Origin of the sequence: Streptomyces sp. NPDC096013 (assembly GCF_044763565.1) — a bacterium.
Classification (GTDB): domain Bacteria; phylum Actinomycetota; class Actinomycetes; order Streptomycetales; family Streptomycetaceae; genus Streptomyces.
In genome coordinates this window covers 840,710-857,136 of record NZ_JBIWGK010000001.1, presented here as the reverse complement: position 1 = coordinate 857,136, position 16,427 = coordinate 840,710, and the positions used below count along the sequence as shown (strand labels likewise).

At 73.4% G+C, this 16,427-nt stretch carries 15 protein-coding genes and 1 pseudogene; 14 read left to right on the top strand and 2 right to left on the bottom strand.

Features of this window, described 5'->3' with window-relative positions; genetic code table 11:
- The 4 genes from ACIRB1_RS03825 to ACIRB1_RS03810 all read left to right on the top strand — a co-directional run bounded on the left by ACIRB1_RS03825 (position 1) and on the right by ACIRB1_RS03810 (position 4,647).
- The gene (locus ACIRB1_RS03825) at positions 1-1,899 is read left to right on the top strand and encodes an ABC transporter permease subunit (protein ID WP_403464462.1); all 1,899 of its coding nucleotides are present in this window, start codon (positions 1-3) and stop codon (positions 1,897-1,899) included.
- On the top strand, positions 1,896-3,188 hold the full coding sequence (locus ACIRB1_RS03820; RefSeq protein ID WP_403464461.1) for an MDR family MFS transporter: 1,293 nt from the start codon (positions 1,896-1,898) through the stop codon (positions 3,186-3,188). Before ACIRB1_RS03825 ends, ACIRB1_RS03820 begins: the two co-directional genes overlap by 4 nt.
- Positions 3,189-3,261: 73 nt before the next feature.
- Positions 3,262-3,870: a hypothetical protein gene (locus tag ACIRB1_RS03815; RefSeq protein ID WP_403464460.1), complete on the top strand. Its 609-nt coding sequence runs from the start codon at positions 3,262-3,264 to the stop codon at positions 3,868-3,870.
- Positions 3,871-3,909: 39 nt separating this feature from the next.
- The gene (locus tag ACIRB1_RS03810) at positions 3,910-4,647 is read left to right on the top strand and encodes a YcnI family protein (RefSeq protein ID WP_403464459.1); all 738 of its coding nucleotides are present in this window, start codon (positions 3,910-3,912) and stop codon (positions 4,645-4,647) included.
- A gap of 55 nt (positions 4,648-4,702) precedes the next feature.
- On the opposite strand, the gene ACIRB1_RS03805 is transcribed toward ACIRB1_RS03810, so the two are convergent.
- Entirely contained in the window at positions 4,703-5,473 is a 771-nt protein-coding gene (locus tag ACIRB1_RS03805; protein ID WP_403464458.1) for a CDP-alcohol phosphatidyltransferase family protein, read from the bottom strand.
- A gap of 105 nt (positions 5,474-5,578) precedes the next feature.
- Between ACIRB1_RS03805 and ACIRB1_RS03800 the strand changes: the two genes are divergently transcribed.
- The 5 genes and pseudogenes from ACIRB1_RS03800 to ACIRB1_RS03780 form a co-directional block, all read left to right on the top strand.
- On the top strand, positions 5,579-6,559 hold the full coding sequence (locus tag ACIRB1_RS03800) for a zinc-binding alcohol dehydrogenase (RefSeq protein WP_403464457.1): 981 nt from the start codon (positions 5,579-5,581) through the stop codon (positions 6,557-6,559).
- A 151-nt stretch (positions 6,560-6,710) separates the two neighbouring features.
- Positions 6,711-7,109, top strand: a complete 399-nt coding sequence (locus ACIRB1_RS03795) for a 6-pyruvoyl trahydropterin synthase family protein (RefSeq protein WP_403464456.1) — start codon at positions 6,711-6,713, stop codon at positions 7,107-7,109.
- Positions 7,106-8,290: a glycosyltransferase family 4 protein gene (locus ACIRB1_RS03790; RefSeq protein ID WP_403464455.1), complete on the top strand. Its 1,185-nt coding sequence runs from the start codon at positions 7,106-7,108 to the stop codon at positions 8,288-8,290. Before ACIRB1_RS03795 ends, ACIRB1_RS03790 begins: the two co-directional genes overlap by 4 nt.
- Entirely contained in the window at positions 8,287-9,387 is a 1,101-nt protein-coding gene (locus ACIRB1_RS03785; RefSeq protein WP_403464454.1) for a trans-aconitate methyltransferase, read from the top strand. The genes ACIRB1_RS03790 and ACIRB1_RS03785 overlap by 4 nt, the downstream gene beginning before the upstream one ends.
- A pseudogene (locus tag ACIRB1_RS03780) lies at positions 9,384-10,472 on the top strand (YbhN family protein); the annotation flags it as partial. The gene ACIRB1_RS03785 and the pseudogene ACIRB1_RS03780, both read left to right, overlap by 4 nt.
- A gap of 140 nt (positions 10,473-10,612) precedes the next feature.
- Here the strand turns inward: ACIRB1_RS03780 and ACIRB1_RS03775 are convergent.
- A complete protein-coding gene (locus ACIRB1_RS03775; RefSeq protein ID WP_403464453.1) occupies positions 10,613-11,368 on the bottom strand; it encodes a creatininase family protein in 756 nt (251 codons plus the stop codon).
- Positions 11,369-11,406: 38 nt separating this feature from the next.
- Here ACIRB1_RS03775 and ribA point away from each other — a divergent pair, with 38 nt between their 5' ends.
- The 5 genes from ribA to ACIRB1_RS03750 are packed head-to-tail and all read left to right on the top strand — an operon-like array spanning position 11,407 to position 16,421.
- Positions 11,407-12,069 carry a GTP cyclohydrolase II gene (gene ribA / locus ACIRB1_RS03770; protein WP_352177453.1) on the top strand — a complete coding sequence of 221 codons (663 nt, stop codon included), beginning with the start codon at positions 11,407-11,409 and terminating at the stop codon, positions 12,067-12,069.
- A 33-nt stretch (positions 12,070-12,102) separates the two neighbouring features.
- Positions 12,103-13,074 (top strand): ornithine cyclodeaminase family protein, encoded by a 972-nt coding sequence (locus ACIRB1_RS03765; protein WP_403464452.1) that lies wholly within the window; start codon positions 12,103-12,105, stop codon positions 13,072-13,074.
- Positions 13,071-14,216 (top strand): NAD(P)/FAD-dependent oxidoreductase, encoded by a 1,146-nt coding sequence (locus tag ACIRB1_RS03760; protein ID WP_403464451.1) that lies wholly within the window; start codon positions 13,071-13,073, stop codon positions 14,214-14,216. The genes ACIRB1_RS03765 and ACIRB1_RS03760 overlap by 4 nt, the downstream gene beginning before the upstream one ends.
- Entirely contained in the window at positions 14,213-15,280 is a 1,068-nt protein-coding gene (locus ACIRB1_RS03755) for a saccharopine dehydrogenase (protein WP_403464450.1), read from the top strand. The genes ACIRB1_RS03760 and ACIRB1_RS03755 overlap by 4 nt, the downstream gene beginning before the upstream one ends.
- Entirely contained in the window at positions 15,273-16,421 is a 1,149-nt protein-coding gene (locus ACIRB1_RS03750) for a saccharopine dehydrogenase family protein (protein ID WP_403464449.1), read from the top strand. The genes ACIRB1_RS03755 and ACIRB1_RS03750 overlap by 8 nt, the downstream gene beginning before the upstream one ends.
- The last annotated feature ends 6 nt before the right edge of the window (positions 16,422-16,427 follow it).

Sequence of the window (16,427 nt, the reverse complement as noted above, 5' to 3'; positions counted from 1 at the left end):
ATGCCGCACCGCACGGCCACGCTGGTGTGGCGCGCCTTCCTCGCGGCCGTCCTGGTGTGCGCCGTAGGTCTGCTGCCCTGGCTCTCCCGCACCGACCCGGCGCTCACCGTCCTCAAGGCACGGTCGGCGGAACGCGACCCCGACCCCGAGGTGCTCGCCGCCATTCGCACTCAACTCGGTCTCGACAAAGGCCCGTTGCACCTCCTCGGCCAGTGGCTCGCCGGCCTGCCCCGCGGTGACGCCGGACGCTCCTGGATCTCCGGAGCCGAGGTCATGCCCGGCCTGCTCCAAGCGCTGGGCGCATCACTGCTGTTGATGAGCGCGGCGGCTCTGGTGGCGGTCGTCACGGCCGGGTCGGTGTGCGCGCGTACGGTGCGGAGGGGTGGACGCGCGATCGAGGGGCCGGGTGGGGGCGGAACCGGATTCCCGCGCGTGCAGAGGGAGTTCGTCGCGCGGCGGCGTGGCGGTCGGCCGGCGGAGGTGCCCGGCGGCAGCGAGTCCGCCGCTCCCGGCGCGCGGCCGAGGCGCTGTGGCCGCCGCCGGTTCCCTCGCCCCGTCGAGCGCGCCGGAGGCAGTGGCTCCGCCGTGCTCGCCACGCTTCCCGAATTCCTCACCGCGTCCGTGCTCGCCACCGTCGTCGGGGTACAGCTCGGGTGGCTGCCGGCGCTCGGGTGGTACGGGCCGCGGTGGATGCTCTTGCCGGCACTCGCGCTCGGGTTGCCCGCCGGGGCGGTGCTCGGGCGGTTGCTGGACGATCTGCTGCCGGGGGCGTTCGGGGAGCCATGGGTGCGGGCCGCGGCCGCGCGGGGGCTGCCCGGGCGGCGGATCGCCCGGCAGGCCGTGCGGCGGTGTCTGCCCGGCCTGTTGCCCAACATGGGTCTGTTCGTCGTGGGGTTGACCGGTGGGGCCGTCGCCGTCGAGCAGGTCTTCGACATCCCGGGACTCGGGCGAACCACTCTCCAGGCGGCCCTGGCCCAGGACTTGCCCGTCCTTCAGGCCGGCACCCTCGCCCTCCTTCTCCTGGCCGCCGTCGCCGCCGGACTCACCCGGCTCGCGGCGCGGCTCCTCATCGGCCCCGCACTCGGCGCCGACGCGCTCCCCTCCCTGCACGGCCCCTCCACCTCAACCGGCCGACGCGCCACGCCCGTTGTGTACGGCGCACTCCTCCTCGGTGTCGTCGCGCTCGGTCTGCCCCGCGATCCGCTCGCCCTCGACACCGGGCTGCGGCTCCAACACCCCACCTGGGCGCACCCGTTCGGCACCGACGCGCTCGGCCGTGACCTCCTCGCGCGGGTCGCCCACGGTGCCGTCGGCACCCTGCTGCTCGCCCTCGCGATCAGTGCCGTCGCGCTCGGAGCCGGCGTGCTGCTCGGGCTGTCGCCCCGGGTGTCCGGGCCGCTCGTCGACACGGTGAACGCCGTACCGCCGGTCCTGGCCGCGCTGTTGGTCACCGCTGTCGCGGGCAGCGGGGCGGCGACGCCCGCCCTCGCCGTCGCCGCGCTCGCCTGGACGCCCCTCGCGGCACACACCTCCGCACTGCTGTGCCAGGAACGCGCCACCCTGCACGTGACCGCCACCCGGGGCCTGGGCGCGGGCCGTTGGTACATCCTGCGCCACGCACTCCTGCCCGCCGTGCTGCCGCCCGTCACCCGGCACGCGCTGCTCGGCCTGCCCGGTGTCGCCCTCGCGCTCGCCTCGCTCGGCTTCCTCGGCCTCGGCGCGCAACCGCCCTCCCCGGAATGGGGCGTGCTCCTCGCCGAGAACCAGCCCTACGCCGAGCGCGCCCCCTGGGCCGTTCTCGCCCCCGCCGCCGTCCTCGCCCTCCTCGGCGCGCTGGCGGTCACGGCGGCCGGAGCCGCGCAAGGGGCCGACCGGGCGAGGAAGGCGGCCACCCGGTGACCTCCGTGGCCCTCGTGCGGACCCCGCTGTCGCCGTTGCTCCGGCTGCTGATTCTCACCCAACTCGCCTTCAACATCGGGTTCTTCGCCGTTCTGCCGTTCCTCGCCGAGCACCTGGCGGAGGTGATCGGCATGGCGGGGTGGCTCGTCGGTCTCGTGCTGGGGCTCAGGACGTTCAGCCAGCAGGGGCTGTTCGTGGTGGGCGGGGCCCTCGCCGACCGGTACGGCGTACGGCCCGTGGTGCTCGCGGGGTGCGTCCTGCGGATCGCCGGGTTCGGCTGGCTCGGGTACGCGGGGGACACCTGGTCCGTGGTCGGGGCCGTACTCCTCATCGGGTTCGCCGCCGCGCTGTTCTCACCGGCGGTGGAGTCGGAGGTGGCACGGCAGGCCGTCGAGTGGGAGGCGGCGGGCGGGGGTTCACGCACCCGGGTGCTCGCGCTGTTCACCGTCTCCGGTCAAGTCGGCGCGTTCGCCGGGCCGTTGCTCGGGGCGCTGCTGCTCGCGGTGGACTTCCGGGTGGCGTGTCTGGCCGGGGCGGGGGTCTTCGTGCTGGTGCTCGCCGGGCATGCGTGGCTGCTGCCGCAGCACATACCCGGGCGGGCGCGTATCAAGGAGAAAGGCGGTGCACGGGCGCTGGTGCGCAACCGGCCCTTCCTGGCGCTGTGTTGTGCCTACGGCGCCTACCTCCTCGCGTACAACCAGCTCTACCTGGCGCTCCCCGAGGAGGTGGAGCGCGCGGCGGGCTCGCAGGCGCCGCTGGCCTGGCTGTTCGCGCTCTCCTCGCTGCTGGTGGTGACCGCGCAGCTGCCCGTCACCCGGTGGGCGGGGGAGCGGCTCGACCCGCGCCGGTCCATGAAGGCCGGGCTGTCGCTGATCGCCGTCGGGTTCGCGGCCGTGGCGGTGGCCCGGCCCGCCGAACTCACCGGTACCGCGGGGGTGTTGCCCGCGACCGGCTTCGTCGTCCTGCTCACCCTCGGCCAGATGCTCATCGCCCCCGTCGCCCGCGCCTGGGTCCCCGACCTCGCCGAACCCGGCCGCCTCGGCCTCTACACCGGCGCCCTGTCCTCCGTCTCCGGGCTGATCGTCCTCGTCGGCAGCGCGGCCACCGGCACCCTCCTCGACTCGCGGCTGCCCGCGGCCGTCCCCTGGCTGGTGCTGGCCGCCGTACCGATGGCGGCGGTCGGGCTGCTGCCGCGTCCGCCGCGTTCCCCCCACACCCCTCACCCCGCTGAACACCCCACCCCCACACCCGCTGAACACCCCGGCCCCCACCCCCGTACCAACCCATGAACCGGATATGAGCTGACCCCGAAACCGCCATCGGCGGCGAGGGCGGCAGCGGCGCGTGGGAGGATCCGTCACCATGAGCGCTTCCCCGGCGGTTCGGAGTCTGCGCGCCGCGGTGTTCGCCGCGGTGTGCGTGCTGCTGGCCGCCGCCGGGCACGGGCTGGCCACCGGGGCGACGCCGCCGTGGTGGGCGGACGGTGCCGGGTTCCTCGTCGTGTTCGTGACGGGGTGGCTGCTGGGCGGAAGGGAACGGTCCCTGTCCGGTATCGGGGCCGCGATGCTCGCCACCCAGGCCGTAGTCCACGTCGGGTTCGATGCCGCCCGGCCGCGTGCCGGCGGTATGGCGATGGCCGGGATGGCGCACATGCCGGGGCACGCCATGGCGCCCATGCGGCAGTCGCAGGCGATGACCCCGCACGCCGTGGCCGCTCACCTCGTCGCCGCGCTCGTCGCGGCCTGGTGGCTGCGGCGCGGGGAGGCCGCGCTCTGGTCGCTGCTGCGCTGGGCCGTCGCCTTCGTACCGGGACTCGCCGCCTGGTGGCGCGACGCCCCCGCACGCCGGCCCGCCCGCACCACCGGCCGCCCTGGCCGCACCGCCGCCGGTGCGGCCCCCCTGCGCCAGCTTCTCCTCCGGCACGCGGTCAGCCGCAGAGGACCGCCGGCCCCGATCCCGTACCCGGTCTGATCACCCAACGTCCTCATCCCGTACGGAGATCGCCTCACCATGTCCGCTCACCGCACCACCCTGCGCCGCGCAGGCACTGTCGCCGCGCTCGCCACCGCCGGAGTCCTGGCCGCCGCCGGGGTCGCCTCCGCGCACGTCACCGTCCACCCCGGGAGTTACGCCAAGGGAGCCACGGACGGCGTCCTCACCTTCCGCGTCCCCAACGAGGAGGACAAGGCCGCCACCACCAAGGTCCAGGTCTATCTGCCCACCGAGCACCCCGTGCTCGGTGTCCTGGTCACCCCGCAGAACGGCTGGACCGCGAAGGTCACCACCAGCAAGCTGAAGACGCCGGTCAAGACCGACGACGGCACCATCACCGACGCGGTCTCCCAGATCACCTGGACCGGCGGGCGGATCGGGGCCGGACAGTACGAGGACTTCAACGTCGCCTTCGGTCAACTGCCCGACGATACCGACCAGTTGGCGTTCAAGACGCTCCAGACGTACTCGGACGGCAATGTCGTGCGCTGGATCGAGGAGACCGCGGCGGGCGCCGACGAGCCGGAGAACCCGGCGCCCGTCCTCAAGCTCACTGCCAAGGAGAGCGAGGAAGGCGACGCGACCCCGGCCGCCTCCGCCGCCGCCACGGCCGGCTCCGCGAAGTCCACCACCGCCTCCTCGTCGAGCAGCGACTCGACCGCCCGCGGGCTGGGCATCGCCGGGCTGATCGTGGGCGTACTGGGCCTCGCGGCCGGCGCCTTCGCGATCGTCCGCAGCCGGTCCCCGCGGTCGTAGCACTCACCAAAAGGCCCGGATCACCAGTGATCCGGGCCCTTCGGCGCAACCGTCCCTACCGCGAGACGAGTTCCAGCAGCTTCTCCTCCGCCGGAACCTCCTCGACGAGGGAGGTGCGGGAGGTGCGCCGGAGCCACAGGATGTCGCGGCCGAAGGACCATACGAGCGTGCCGAGCGCGAGGGCCACCACCGCGACGTTGGCCGCGTACGGCAGCAGGTTCGCGCCCGCGAGGAGCAGGAGGATGCCCTGCGTGGCGGCGACCGTCTTGCGGGCGGTGCTCGGCGGCAGGGGGGCGTTGAGCCACAGCCAGACGCGGGCCGCTGCGACGAACGCGTAGCGCATGGCGCCGATCAGCAGCACCCACGGGCCGAGTTGGGTGGAGACGTAGACGCTGAGGACCAGGATGAGGAACGCGTCGACCTCCATGTCGAAGCGCGCGCCCAGTGCGGTGGAGGTGCCGGTGCGCCGGGCGACCTTGCCGTCGACGCCGTCCAGGATCAGGGCCACCGCCGTCAGACCGACGAAGAGGGTGACCGGCGGCGAGCTCTCGAAGGAGTCCGCGACCAGCGCGGTCACCCCGCCGACCAGGATCGCCCGGCCGAGGGTGACCCGGTTGGCCGGGCCGAAGGAACGGGTCCTCGTCCGGTGCAGGGCCTTGGAGAGCACGGCCCAGGTGGCGATCGCGAACGCCAGGCCGGTCAGCCAGCCCGCCGGGCCCATCCCGATCGCCGTGCCGAGCAACGCCAGCAACAGGATCTGAACGCCCGCTCCCACAGCGGTCTCCTGCTGGACCAGCCTTGCTTCGTATGTGTTGTTCAGGGCCACCGCACACCCTCCGGCCGTATGACAGAGTCGATCAACGCCGCGTACTGTGCGCGGCCTGTGGTTACCCGTACGTGAACAGCTTCCCGATCGTTCAGGAGGATCCCGATGAAGCGCACCGCGAGGGCGTTTTGGACCGGTCCACCCGGTCACGGCGAGATACGTGACGTCGTCCTGCCCGACCCCGCCGAGGGCGAGGTGGTGGTCCGTTCCCTGTGGTCGGGCGTGAGCCGCGGCACCGAGACCCTGGTCTTCCGCGGGGGCGTCCCCGAGAGCCAGCACGCGACCATGCGGGCGCCCTTCCAGGAGGGCGACTTCCCGGGCCCGGTGAAGTACGGCTACCTCAATGTGGGGGTGGTCGAGGAGGGGCCGGACGCGTTGGTGGGCCGTACCGTCTTCTGTCTCTATCCGCATCAGACGCGCTACGTCGTCCCCGCGAGCGCCGTGACACCGGTGCCGGAGTCGGTGCCCGCGGGGCGGGCCGTGCTCGCCGGGACCGTGGAGACCGCCGTCAACGCGCTGTGGGACGCGGCGCCGTTGGTCGGTGACCGGATCGCGGTGGTCGGCGGCGGGATGGTCGGCTGCTCGGTGGCCGCGCTGCTGGCCCGCTTCCCGGGCGTGCGCGTGCAGCTGGTGGACGCCGACCCGGCGCGCGCGAAGACCGCCGAGGCGCTCGGCGTCGGCTTCGCGCTGCCTCCGGACGCGCTCGGCGACTGCGACCTCGTCGTGCACGCCAGCGCCACCGAACAGGGCCTCGCCCGCGCGCTGGAACTCCTCACCGCCGAGGGCACCGTCCTCGAACTCAGCTGGTACGGCGACCGGAAGGTCAGCCTCCCGCTCGGCGAGGCCTTCCACTCGCGCCGCCTGGTGATCCGCAGCAGCCAGGTCGGCACGGTCTCCCCGGCCCGCGCGAACCGCAGCTACGCCGACCGGCTCGCGCTCGCCCTCGACCTGCTCGCCGACCCCGCGCTGGACGCGCTCGTCACCGGCGAGAGCGACTTCGAGGAGCTGCCCCAGCTGCTGCCGAGGCTCGCCTCGGGGGAGATCCCGGCGCTGTGCCACCGGGTCCGTTACGCCGACATCGGCTGAGAACCGTTCAATTCCGTACGAGCAAGCGCGTCTGACCTGAGAAAAGAGTGAGTGAGGGCTGAACAGGGGGAGTCGTGGAGCCGTACTACACGGCATCCCCCGGCAGGGATCAGCCGGAGGACCAGACGCGCCGCACCTGGAGGGTCGTCCGTTGTTCAGCATCACCGTCCGCGATCACATCATGATCGCCCACAGCTTCCACGGCGAAGTGTTCGGTCCCGCGCAGCGGTTGCACGGAGCCACGTTCCTGGTGGACGCCACCTTCCGGCGCGAGCAGCTGGACGACGACAACATCGTCGTCGACATCGGACTGGCCACCCAGGAGCTCGGTGCCGTCGTCAGCGAGCTGAACTACAGAAACCTCGACAACGAGCCCGACTTCGCCGGGGTCAACACCTCGACGGAGTTCCTCGCGAAGGTCATCGCCGACCGGCTCGCCGAGCGGATCCAGAAGGGCGCGCTCGGCGACGGCGCCCAGGGCCTGACCGGACTCCAGGTCACCCTGCACGAGTCGCACGTCGCCTGGGCGAGTTACGAGCGTGCCCTGTGAGCGACCTGACCATCGACCGCGCCCCCTCGCTGGGATTCCTGCCCGCACAGCGCGCGGCCTCCCGGAATGCCGAGATCATCCCCATGTCCCTGCGCACCGTGCACTTCGTGATGCCCGGCGGTGTCGACGACCCGGCCGCGCCGAGCGGCGGCAACGCCTACGACCGCCGGGTCAGCCTGGACCTGCCCGGCTTCGGCTGGCAGGTCCACAAGCACGCCGTGGACGGCGAGTGGCCCCGGCCCGCAGCCTCCGCGCGGGCCGAACTCGCCCGGGTGCTGCGCGAGTTGCCGGACGGCGCCGCCGTACTCCTGGACGGGATCGTGGCCTGCGGGGTCCCCGAGATCGTCGTTCCGGAGGCCGACCGGCTGAGCCTGGCCGTCCTCGTCCACCTTCCGCTCGGCGACGAGACCGGCCTCGATGCCTCCGTCGCCGCCGAGCTGGACGCCAAGGAGCGCACGGTCCTGCGCGCGGTCTCCGCCGTCATCGGCACCAGCGAGTGGGCCGTCCGCCGCCTCGTCTCGCACCACGGCCTGGCCCCCGACCGCGTCCACGTCGCCACCCCCGGCGCCGACATCGCGCCCCTCGCCTCCGGCACCGACGGCGTCTCCCGCCTGCTGTGCGTCGCGACCGTGACCCCGCGCAAGGGGCAGCACCGGCTCGTCGAAGCGCTGGCCGCCGCGGCCGACCTGCCGTGGACCTGCGTCTGCGTCGGCGGCCTGGGCCACGACCCGGAGTACGTCGACCACCTGCGCGGCCTCATCAAGCGGTACGGCCTCCAGGACCGGCTGCACCTCGCCGGCCCGCGGGCCGGTGCCGAACTCGACGCGACCTACGCCTCCGCCGACCTCATGGTCCTCATGTCGTACGCCGAGACCTACGGCATGGCCGTCACCGAGGCCCTCGCCCGGGGCATCCCGGTGCTGGCCACGGACGTCGGCGGGCTGCCCGAGGCGGTCGGCCGCGCCCCCGACGGAGGCGTGCCCGGCATCCTCGTCCCGCCGGAGGACCCCGCGGCCCTCGCCGCCGAACTGCGCGGCTGGTTCGGCGAGGCCGACGTACGGCGGCGTCTCAAGGCGGCGGCCCGGGGCCGGCGCGCGGCTCTCGACGGGTGGGCCACCACGGCCCGCAGCCTGGCCGGTGTCCTCACCCGCCTCCCCGGCGAACCCCGGAGGGCGGCATGAGGAAGACGGCCACCACGGCACAGGCCGCACGGATACCGGCGCAGCCGGGGCCCAGGGGCGTACCGCTGGGCATGCTGGTCGCCCCGGCGCAGGCCGGAGCGAAGGACCTGACGGCTGGAGAGCCGGGGCCGGAGGACATCATGGGTGGAACGGTGCGGACGGACGCCGTCGAGCAGGCGGAGCCGGGTTCCGTGATCCCCGGCGCCGGACCCGCGAACCGGCCCGGCGAGCGGGCCACCGTACGGCTGCGGGACGTCGGACCCGACGACCCGCCGCGCTACGCGCCCGAGTGGCTGGAGCTGCGGGAGGGCGCCGACGCCGTCGCGCGGGCGGGTGACCTGCTCGACCCGCTGCGCATCCGGCTCGCCAACCTGCCGGGCCGCTCCGGCGTCGTCATCCACGACCTGGGCTGCGGCACCGGCTCGATGGGACGCTGGCTCGCGCCCCGCCTGGACGGCCCCCAGCACTGGATCCTGCACGACCGCGACCCCTACCTCCTGCACTTCGCCGCCGTCGCCTCCCCGCGTGCCGCCGCCGACGGCAGCCGCGTGACGGTCGAGACCCGGCGCGGCGACGTGGCCCGGCTGACCCCGGACGCGCTGGTCGGCGCCTCGCTGGTGACGGCCTCGGCGCTCCTGGACGTCCTCACCCGCGAGGAGGTCGACGCCCTCGTCACCGCCTGCGTCGGCGCCGGATGCCCGGCGCTGCTCACGCTGTCGGTGGCGGGCCGGGTCGAACTCACCCCGGCCCACCCGATGGACGAGGAGATCGCCGACGCGTTCAACGCCCACCAGCGGCGCGACGGACTCCTCGGCCCGGACGCGGTCACCGTCACCTGCGAGGCCTTCGCCGCGCACGGCGCCACGGTCCGCGTCCATCCGAGCGCCTGGCGGCTCGGCCCCGACGAGGCCGCGCTGACCGCCGAGTGGCTGCGCGGCTGGGTCGGCGCCGCCGTCGAGGAGCGCCCCGAGCTGAAGGACCGCGCCGACCGCTATCTCCGGGACCGTCTGGAGGCGTGTACGGCAGGGGAGTTGAGCGTGCTCGTCCACCACAGCGATCTGCTGGCACTGGCCCGGCCGACGGGGGGCACACGATGAGCGTGGAGACGATGAGGACGGTCGCGCCGAGGCCCGGCACCCGGACTCGCAGGGTGCGCGTGGACCGGTCCGCACCGGTCGCGCTCGAACGGCGCACCGAGACCGCCGTCGACGAGGTGCGGCTACGGCCGGGGCACGCCCCGGCGCTGCACAGCTCGGCCGTCTCCGGCGACCGTATCGGGGTGATCGTCGCCGCCCCGCGCCCCGGCACCGACCGCGCCTCCGGTGCCCGCCGTGTGCTGCGCGCGATCCTGACCCGGGTGAACTCCCGCGCCGTACGCACCCACTTCGGCTCCGTCGCCGGCATCACCATCCTCGGCGTCCTCCTCTGGCGTCTCGGCACCGGCGTCTTCCTGGACGGCCTGCGTCGCATCGACGCGCCGACGCTGCTGGCCGGGCTCGCGATCGGCGTGGTCACCACGGTGTTCAGCGCCTGGCGCTGGGCCCTGGTCGCGCGCGGCCTGCGCATCAGGCTGCCGCTCGGCCCGGCCGTCGCCGACTACTACCGCGCCCTGTTCCTCAACGCGGCCCTGCCCGGCGGCATCCTCGGCGACGTGCACCGCGCGGTACGCCACGGACAGAGCGCCGGCGACATGGGCCGCGCCGTCCGCGCCGTCGTCCTGGAACGCGTCGCGGGCCAGATCGCCCTGGCCGTCGTAGGCGTGACGATCCTGCTCGGTCTCGACTCCCCGGTGATGTCCGAGGTCCGCAACATCGCCCCGCTCGTCCTGCTCGCCGCTCTCGGAGCGCTGGCCGTCGTGGCCGCCGTACGGATGAACCGCCCGGCCGCCGCCACCCGCCGGGGCCGCGCCCTGCGCACCACCCTCGACGAGGCCCGCGCCGGACTGTTCTCCCGCGCCAACTGGCCCGGCGTCACCCTCTCCTCGCTGGTCGTCCTCGCCGGCCACCTGGCGATGTTCGTGGTCGCCGCCCGCGCCGCGGGCTCTGCCGCCACCGTCGCCCAACTGATGCCGATCGCCGTCCTCGCGCTGGTCGCCATGGGCCTGCCGCTGAACGTCGGCGGCTGGGGACCCCGCGAGGGCGTCACCGCCTGGGCGTTCGGCGCCGCCGGCCTCGGCGCGAGCAGCGGCCTGTCCGTGTCGGTGATCTACGGCGTGCTCAGCTTCGTCGCCGCGCTGCCCGGCCTGGCCGTGCTGATCGTCCGCTGGGGCGCGGGACTGCGCACCGCCGGACCCGGCACCCGCGTACCGGACCCGGCGCCCGCTCAGGCCTCCGCGGTCAGCACCGAGAAATACGCGCCGAAGGAATCGGCGAGGCTCGCCAGCAGCGCCTTCCCCTTTTCCGCCGAGCCGAGGGACGGGCGCCCGATGACACCCGACTCGGTATAGCCGGACATACCGAGCGTCAGGAGATGGCGACGGTCGTCGGCGACGAAATCGGAGGTCTCATATCCGGGACGGATCAATTCGGGATGAGCGTGCAGAAGAATGGAGGTCTCGATTTCCCCCGCGTGCATATCGGTGAGCAGCGAGGTCAGCACCCCGGCCCGCTCCAGCGCCGTCTCCCAGTCCTCGGCGGCCGGGAACAGCGCCATCCGCTCACCGCGCGCGGAGGACTCCTGAACGACGTTGCCCAGGACGTAGTTGCCGCCGTGACCGTTGACCACCACCAGGGTCTCGACCCCCGAGCGGCGGAGCGAGTCCGCGATGTCCCGCACCACCGCATGAAGGGTCACGGAAGAGATGCTGACGGTCCCCGGCCAGGCCGCGTGCTCGTGCGAGCAGGCCATCGTCACCGGAGGGAGGAGATGCACCGGGTATGCCGCGGCGATCTCCCGGGCCACGGCACAGGCGACCAACGTGTCGGTCGCCAGCGGGAGATACGGGCCGTGCTGCTCGAAACTGCCGACCGGAAGGACGGCCACCTGCGTCGAGACACCCGCCCCCCTGACCCGTACGTCCTCCGTGGTGTCCGCCGGCACCAGTCCGTATGCCGCCGTCCGTGAGCCCGAACCATTCATTGTTTCACGGCCTTTCGTCTCTGCTTAGGAACCAGATCATGACAGAAAACATTGGCGTACTCGGCAAGAAGAAGTCTCCACAGCCCACCGGCGTGGAACGCGTCGTGAATGCTCCCTTGCCCACCGTGTACGGCAAATTCCAGGCGGTCGGTTACCTGGACCACGACCGCGGTGACGAGCAAGTGGCCCTGGTCTACGGCGAGATCGGCACGGACGAGGTGCTCACCCGGCTGCACTCCGAGTGCCTGACGGGCGATGCCTTCGGCTCCCAGCACTGCGAGTGCGGCGACCAGCTGGACGCCGCGATGCGGGCCGTGGTCGCCGAAGGCCGGGGCATAGTCGTCTACTTGAGAGGCCACGAGGGCCGGGGCATCGGCCTGCTCGCCAAGTTGCGCGCGATGGCCCTACAGGCGGAGGGCCTGGACACCGTCGAGGCGAACCTCGCCCTCGGCCTGCCGGTCGACGCCCGCGACTACGGCGTGGCCGCCGAGATCCTGCACGACCTGGGCGTCGCGAGCGTCCGCCTGATGTCCAACAACCCACGCAAACGCGAGGCGTTGATCGACCACGGCATCCAAGTCGTCGAAGAGGTACCGCTGTTGATCCCGCCCTGCGAGAACAACATCACCTATCTCCGCACCAAACGGGAACGCCTCGACCATCGGCTGCCCCATTTGGACGCAGTGGCGCACTGGTCCTGATTCCGGTGAGCGGAGTCCGGACAGGAAGAGGGAATGACCGACGACGTCCTCTTCCTCTCCGGCGACCGGGTCACGGACCTGCTCGACGCCGACGCGGCCATCGCCTCGCAGCGCGCGGCCTTCACCGCGCTCGGTGACGGCGCCGCCGACCTGCCCGGCAAGATCATGCACCCGAGCCGCTTCGACGACAGCGTCGTCTTCGCCTACGTCTCCCGGCTCTCGGCGGACACCGGGGCGGTGGCGAAGTTCGGCAGCGTCAACCCGGCCAACGCGCGGGCCCGGCTGCCCACGATCCACGCGGTGATCAGCGCCCTGGACCCGGTCACCGGGCAGCTGGTCGCGGTCATGGACGGCACGGCGGTGACGACCCTGCGCACGGCCGCGGGCAGCGCCGTCGCCGTCGACGCCCTGGCCGCCCCGGACGCCACCCGCCTCGCCGTCCTCGGCTCCGGCACCCAGGCCCTCGCCCATGTCCGCGCGATCGCCCGGGTCCGGAACCTGACCTCCGTACGCCTGTGGAGCCCGAACCCCGAGCGCCGCACCCGGGCTGCCGCGACCCTGGACGCCGAACTGCCCTTCCCCGTCCGGCCGTCGGCCACCGCACGGGAAGCCGTCACCGGCGCCTCCGTCGTGGCGGCCTGCACGCTCAGCACCACCCCCGTGGTGCACGGCGAATGGCTCACCCCCGGCTGCACGGTCGTCAGCGTCGGCTCCTTCGAACCCACCCGCAGCGAGGTCGACCCGGACGTCCTACGGCGTTCCGCGGCCGTCGTGGTCGACGACCCGGAGACGGCCGCCGAGCACGCGGGACCGGTGGTGGCCGCCCTGCGCGACGGCGTGCTCACCCCGGACGACCTGATCCCGCTCGGCGCCGTCCTCACCGGCCGCCGCGCCGCCCGTACCCGACCCGACGACATCGTCTACTACAACAGCGTCGGCCTCGGCATCCAGGACGCGGCAGCGGCCTGGGCCGTCATCGACGCGGCCACGAAGGAGCGCCCGTGAAGCGTCAGGCAGAGGTCGTCGTCATCGGCGGCGGGGTCATCGGCACCAGCATCGCCTACCACCTGGCCCGCGCCGGCGTCCGGGACGTCGTCCTCGTCGAACGGGATGAACTCGCCGCGGGCTCCACCTCCAAGGCGGCAGGGGGAGTCCGCGCCCAGTTCTCCGACGTCCTCAACGTACAGCTCGGCGCGCGCAGCCTGGAGGCCTTCGCCCGCTTCGAGGAGGACACCGGCCACGACATCGGGTTACATCGCGTCGGCTACCTGTTCCTGCTCTCCACCCCCGAGGACGTCGCCTCCTTCGAGACGGGCGTCCGGCTCCAGAACTCCCTCGACGTGCCCAGCCGCATGATCGACCCCGGCGAGGCCCGCCGCCTCTCCCCGCTGATCAGCACCGAGGGCCTCCTCGCCGCCGCCTACTCGCCCGACGACGGCCACTGCACCCCCGAAGCCGTCGTCCACGGCTACGCCTCCGCCGCCCGCAGCCACGGCGCGACGATCCTGCGCCACACCGACGTCACCGGCATCGAGACCCGAGGCGACACCATCACGGCGGTGGTCACGACCCTCGGCCGCATCGACACCCGCACGGTGATCTGCGCGGCCGGCGCCTGGTCCAGGGCGATCGGCGCGATGGCGGGCGTGGACCTCCCGGTGCAGCCGCTGCGCCGCCAGATCGCGGTCACGGAAGCGGTGCCGGATCTTCCGCCGACGCTCCCCATGACGATCGACTTCAGCACCAGCCTCTACTTCCACTCCGAGGGCCCCGGCCTCCTCGTCGGCATGTCCGACCCCGACGAGCGGCCCGGCTACGCCACCGACACCCACGACCGCTGGATCCCCCGCCTCGCCGACGCCATGCGCCGCCGCGCCCCCGACCTCCTGGCGCTGCGCCGCACCGGCGGCTGGGCGGGCCTGTACGAGAACACACCGGACCACAACGCCCTGATCGGCGAGGCGACTTCGGTCTCCCGCTTCCTCTACGCCACCGGCTTCTCCGGCCACGGTTTCCTCCAGGGACCGGCCGTCGGCGAGGTCGTCCGCGACCTGTACCTCGGCCACGTACCCTTCGTGGACGTCAGCCCCCTGAGCGCCGGCCGGTTCGCGGCCGACGCCCCGCGTCCGGAGGTCAACCTGGTATGACCGAGCTCCAACTGTGGCTCCGCCACGAGGCCCGCACGACCGAACGCCGCACCCCGGTCGTCCCCTCCGGCGCCCGCCGCCTCGTCGAGCACGGGGTGACCCTCACGGTCGAGGACTCCCCGCAACGGATCTTCCCGATCGAGGACTACGAGGCGATCGGCGCCCGCGTGGCCCCCGCGGGCTCGTGGGCGTCGGCGCCGGAGGGCACGGTGATCCTCGGCCTGAAGGAACTCCCGGACGATCCGGCCGAGTTGACCCACCGGCACATCTTCTTCGGGCACGCCTACAAGGGCCAGCCGGGCGCGCGCGACCTGCTGAGCCGGTTCGCGGCCGGCGGCGGAGCACTCCTCGACCTCGAATACCTGGTGGACGACACCGGCCGCCGCCTCGCCGCGTTCGGCTTCTGGGCGGGCTACCTGGGCGCGGCCCTGGCCGTCCTCCAGCACCGGGGCCGGCTGGTCGCGCCGTTGACACCCACGTCGAAGGAGGAGCTGGACAAGCGGCTCCAACCCGCCGCCGACGACCCGGAGTTCAGCGCCCTGGTGATCGGCGCGCTGGGCCGCAGCGGACGCGGAGCACGCGACGCGTTCTCCACGGCCGGGACCGACCCGACCCGCTGGGACCTCGCCGAGACCCGGAACCTCGACCGCCCGGCCCTGTTGGCCCACGACGTCCTGGTCAACTGCGTCCTGGCCACGACCCCGGTCCCGCCCTTCCTCCGCGCGCCGGACCTCGACGACCCGACCCGCCGCCTGCGCACCGTCTCCGACGTCACCTGCGACGTCGGCTCGCCCCTCAACGTCCTGCCCGTCTACGACCGCACGACCGAATGGGACGCCCCGGTACGGCGGTTGCGCGACCGCCCCCCGCTCGACCTCATCGCCATCGACAACCTGCCGTCCCTCCTCCCGAGGGAGTCCAGCACCGACTTCTCGGCCGCGCTGCTGCCCCACCTCCTCGACTTCGGGACCGGCGAGGCGTGGCGGCGCGACCTGGAGCTGTTCCGTACGACGTGCCGCGAACTCGGCATCGCCGTGGCGGACGGGGAGTTGGGCCATGTCTGACGTGGTGCGCGCGAGCGGTACCGTCCACTGGATCGGCGCCGGACTGTCCACGGGCAGCGGTCTCGCCCTGCTGTGCGACACCGCCGAGCGGGTACGGGTGTGGCACCGCACCGAGGAGCGCGCGGCGCGGGCACTCGACCGCCTGGACCTGAGGGGACGCGCCGAACCGCGGGCGTTCGGACTCGGCGCGCTCACGGACGAGTTGGTGCCCGGAGACATCGTCGTCTCCATGCTGCCCGCGCCCGAGCACGCGGCGCTGCTGGCCGTCTGTGTGCGACGACAGGCCCACTTCGCCTGCTCCAGCTATGTGTCGGACGCCGTGCTGGAACAGGTACCGGCGGCCGAGAGGGCCGGGATCGTCGTCCTCACCGAGGCCGGTCTCGACCCCGGCATCGACCACCTCTTCGCCCACAGCCTCGTCGCCCGTGCCCGGGAGGCGATCGGCGACGAGGCCTCGTACAGCCTCACCTCGTACTGCGGCGGGGTGCCCGCGGTGCCCAACGAGTTCCGGTACCGGTTCAGTTGGGCCCCGGCCGGGGTGCTGGGCGCGCTGCGCTCACCGGCGCGGTACCTGGAGGACGGCGAGGAGACCACGGCCGAACGCCCGTGGGAGGCGACCCGGCCGCATGTCCTCGACGGCGAGACCTTCGAGGTGTACCCGAACCGGGACAGCGTGCCGTTCATCGAGCAGTACGGCCTGCCGACGGGCTGGCGCCCCCGGACCTTCGTGCGCGGCACGCTACGGCTCGACGGCTGGCTGCGGGCCTGGGACGCGGTGTTCGAGGAGCTGAAGGCGGGCGACGACGCCCGGATCGCCGCGCTGGCACGGGAATTGGCGGCCACCTACCCGACCACGGACGCCGACCACGACCGGGTCGTCCTCGCGGTGTCCCTGGACGTCAGGGGCGCCACGGGCGAGACCTGGTCCGGCAGCTACCTCCTCGACCTGGTCGGCGACGAGGAGGAGAGCGCGATGGCCCGCTGTGTCTCCCGTCCCCTCTCCCTCGCCGTCCGCCACATCCTGTCCGACGACCTGCCGTCCGGGTTGAACCGGGCGGCGGAGACGGCGGAGCGGTCACGGGAGTGGCTGAGCGAACTGGCGCGGGAGGGACTGGAGTTCACGCTGAGGGTCGACCAGTAGCGGTGC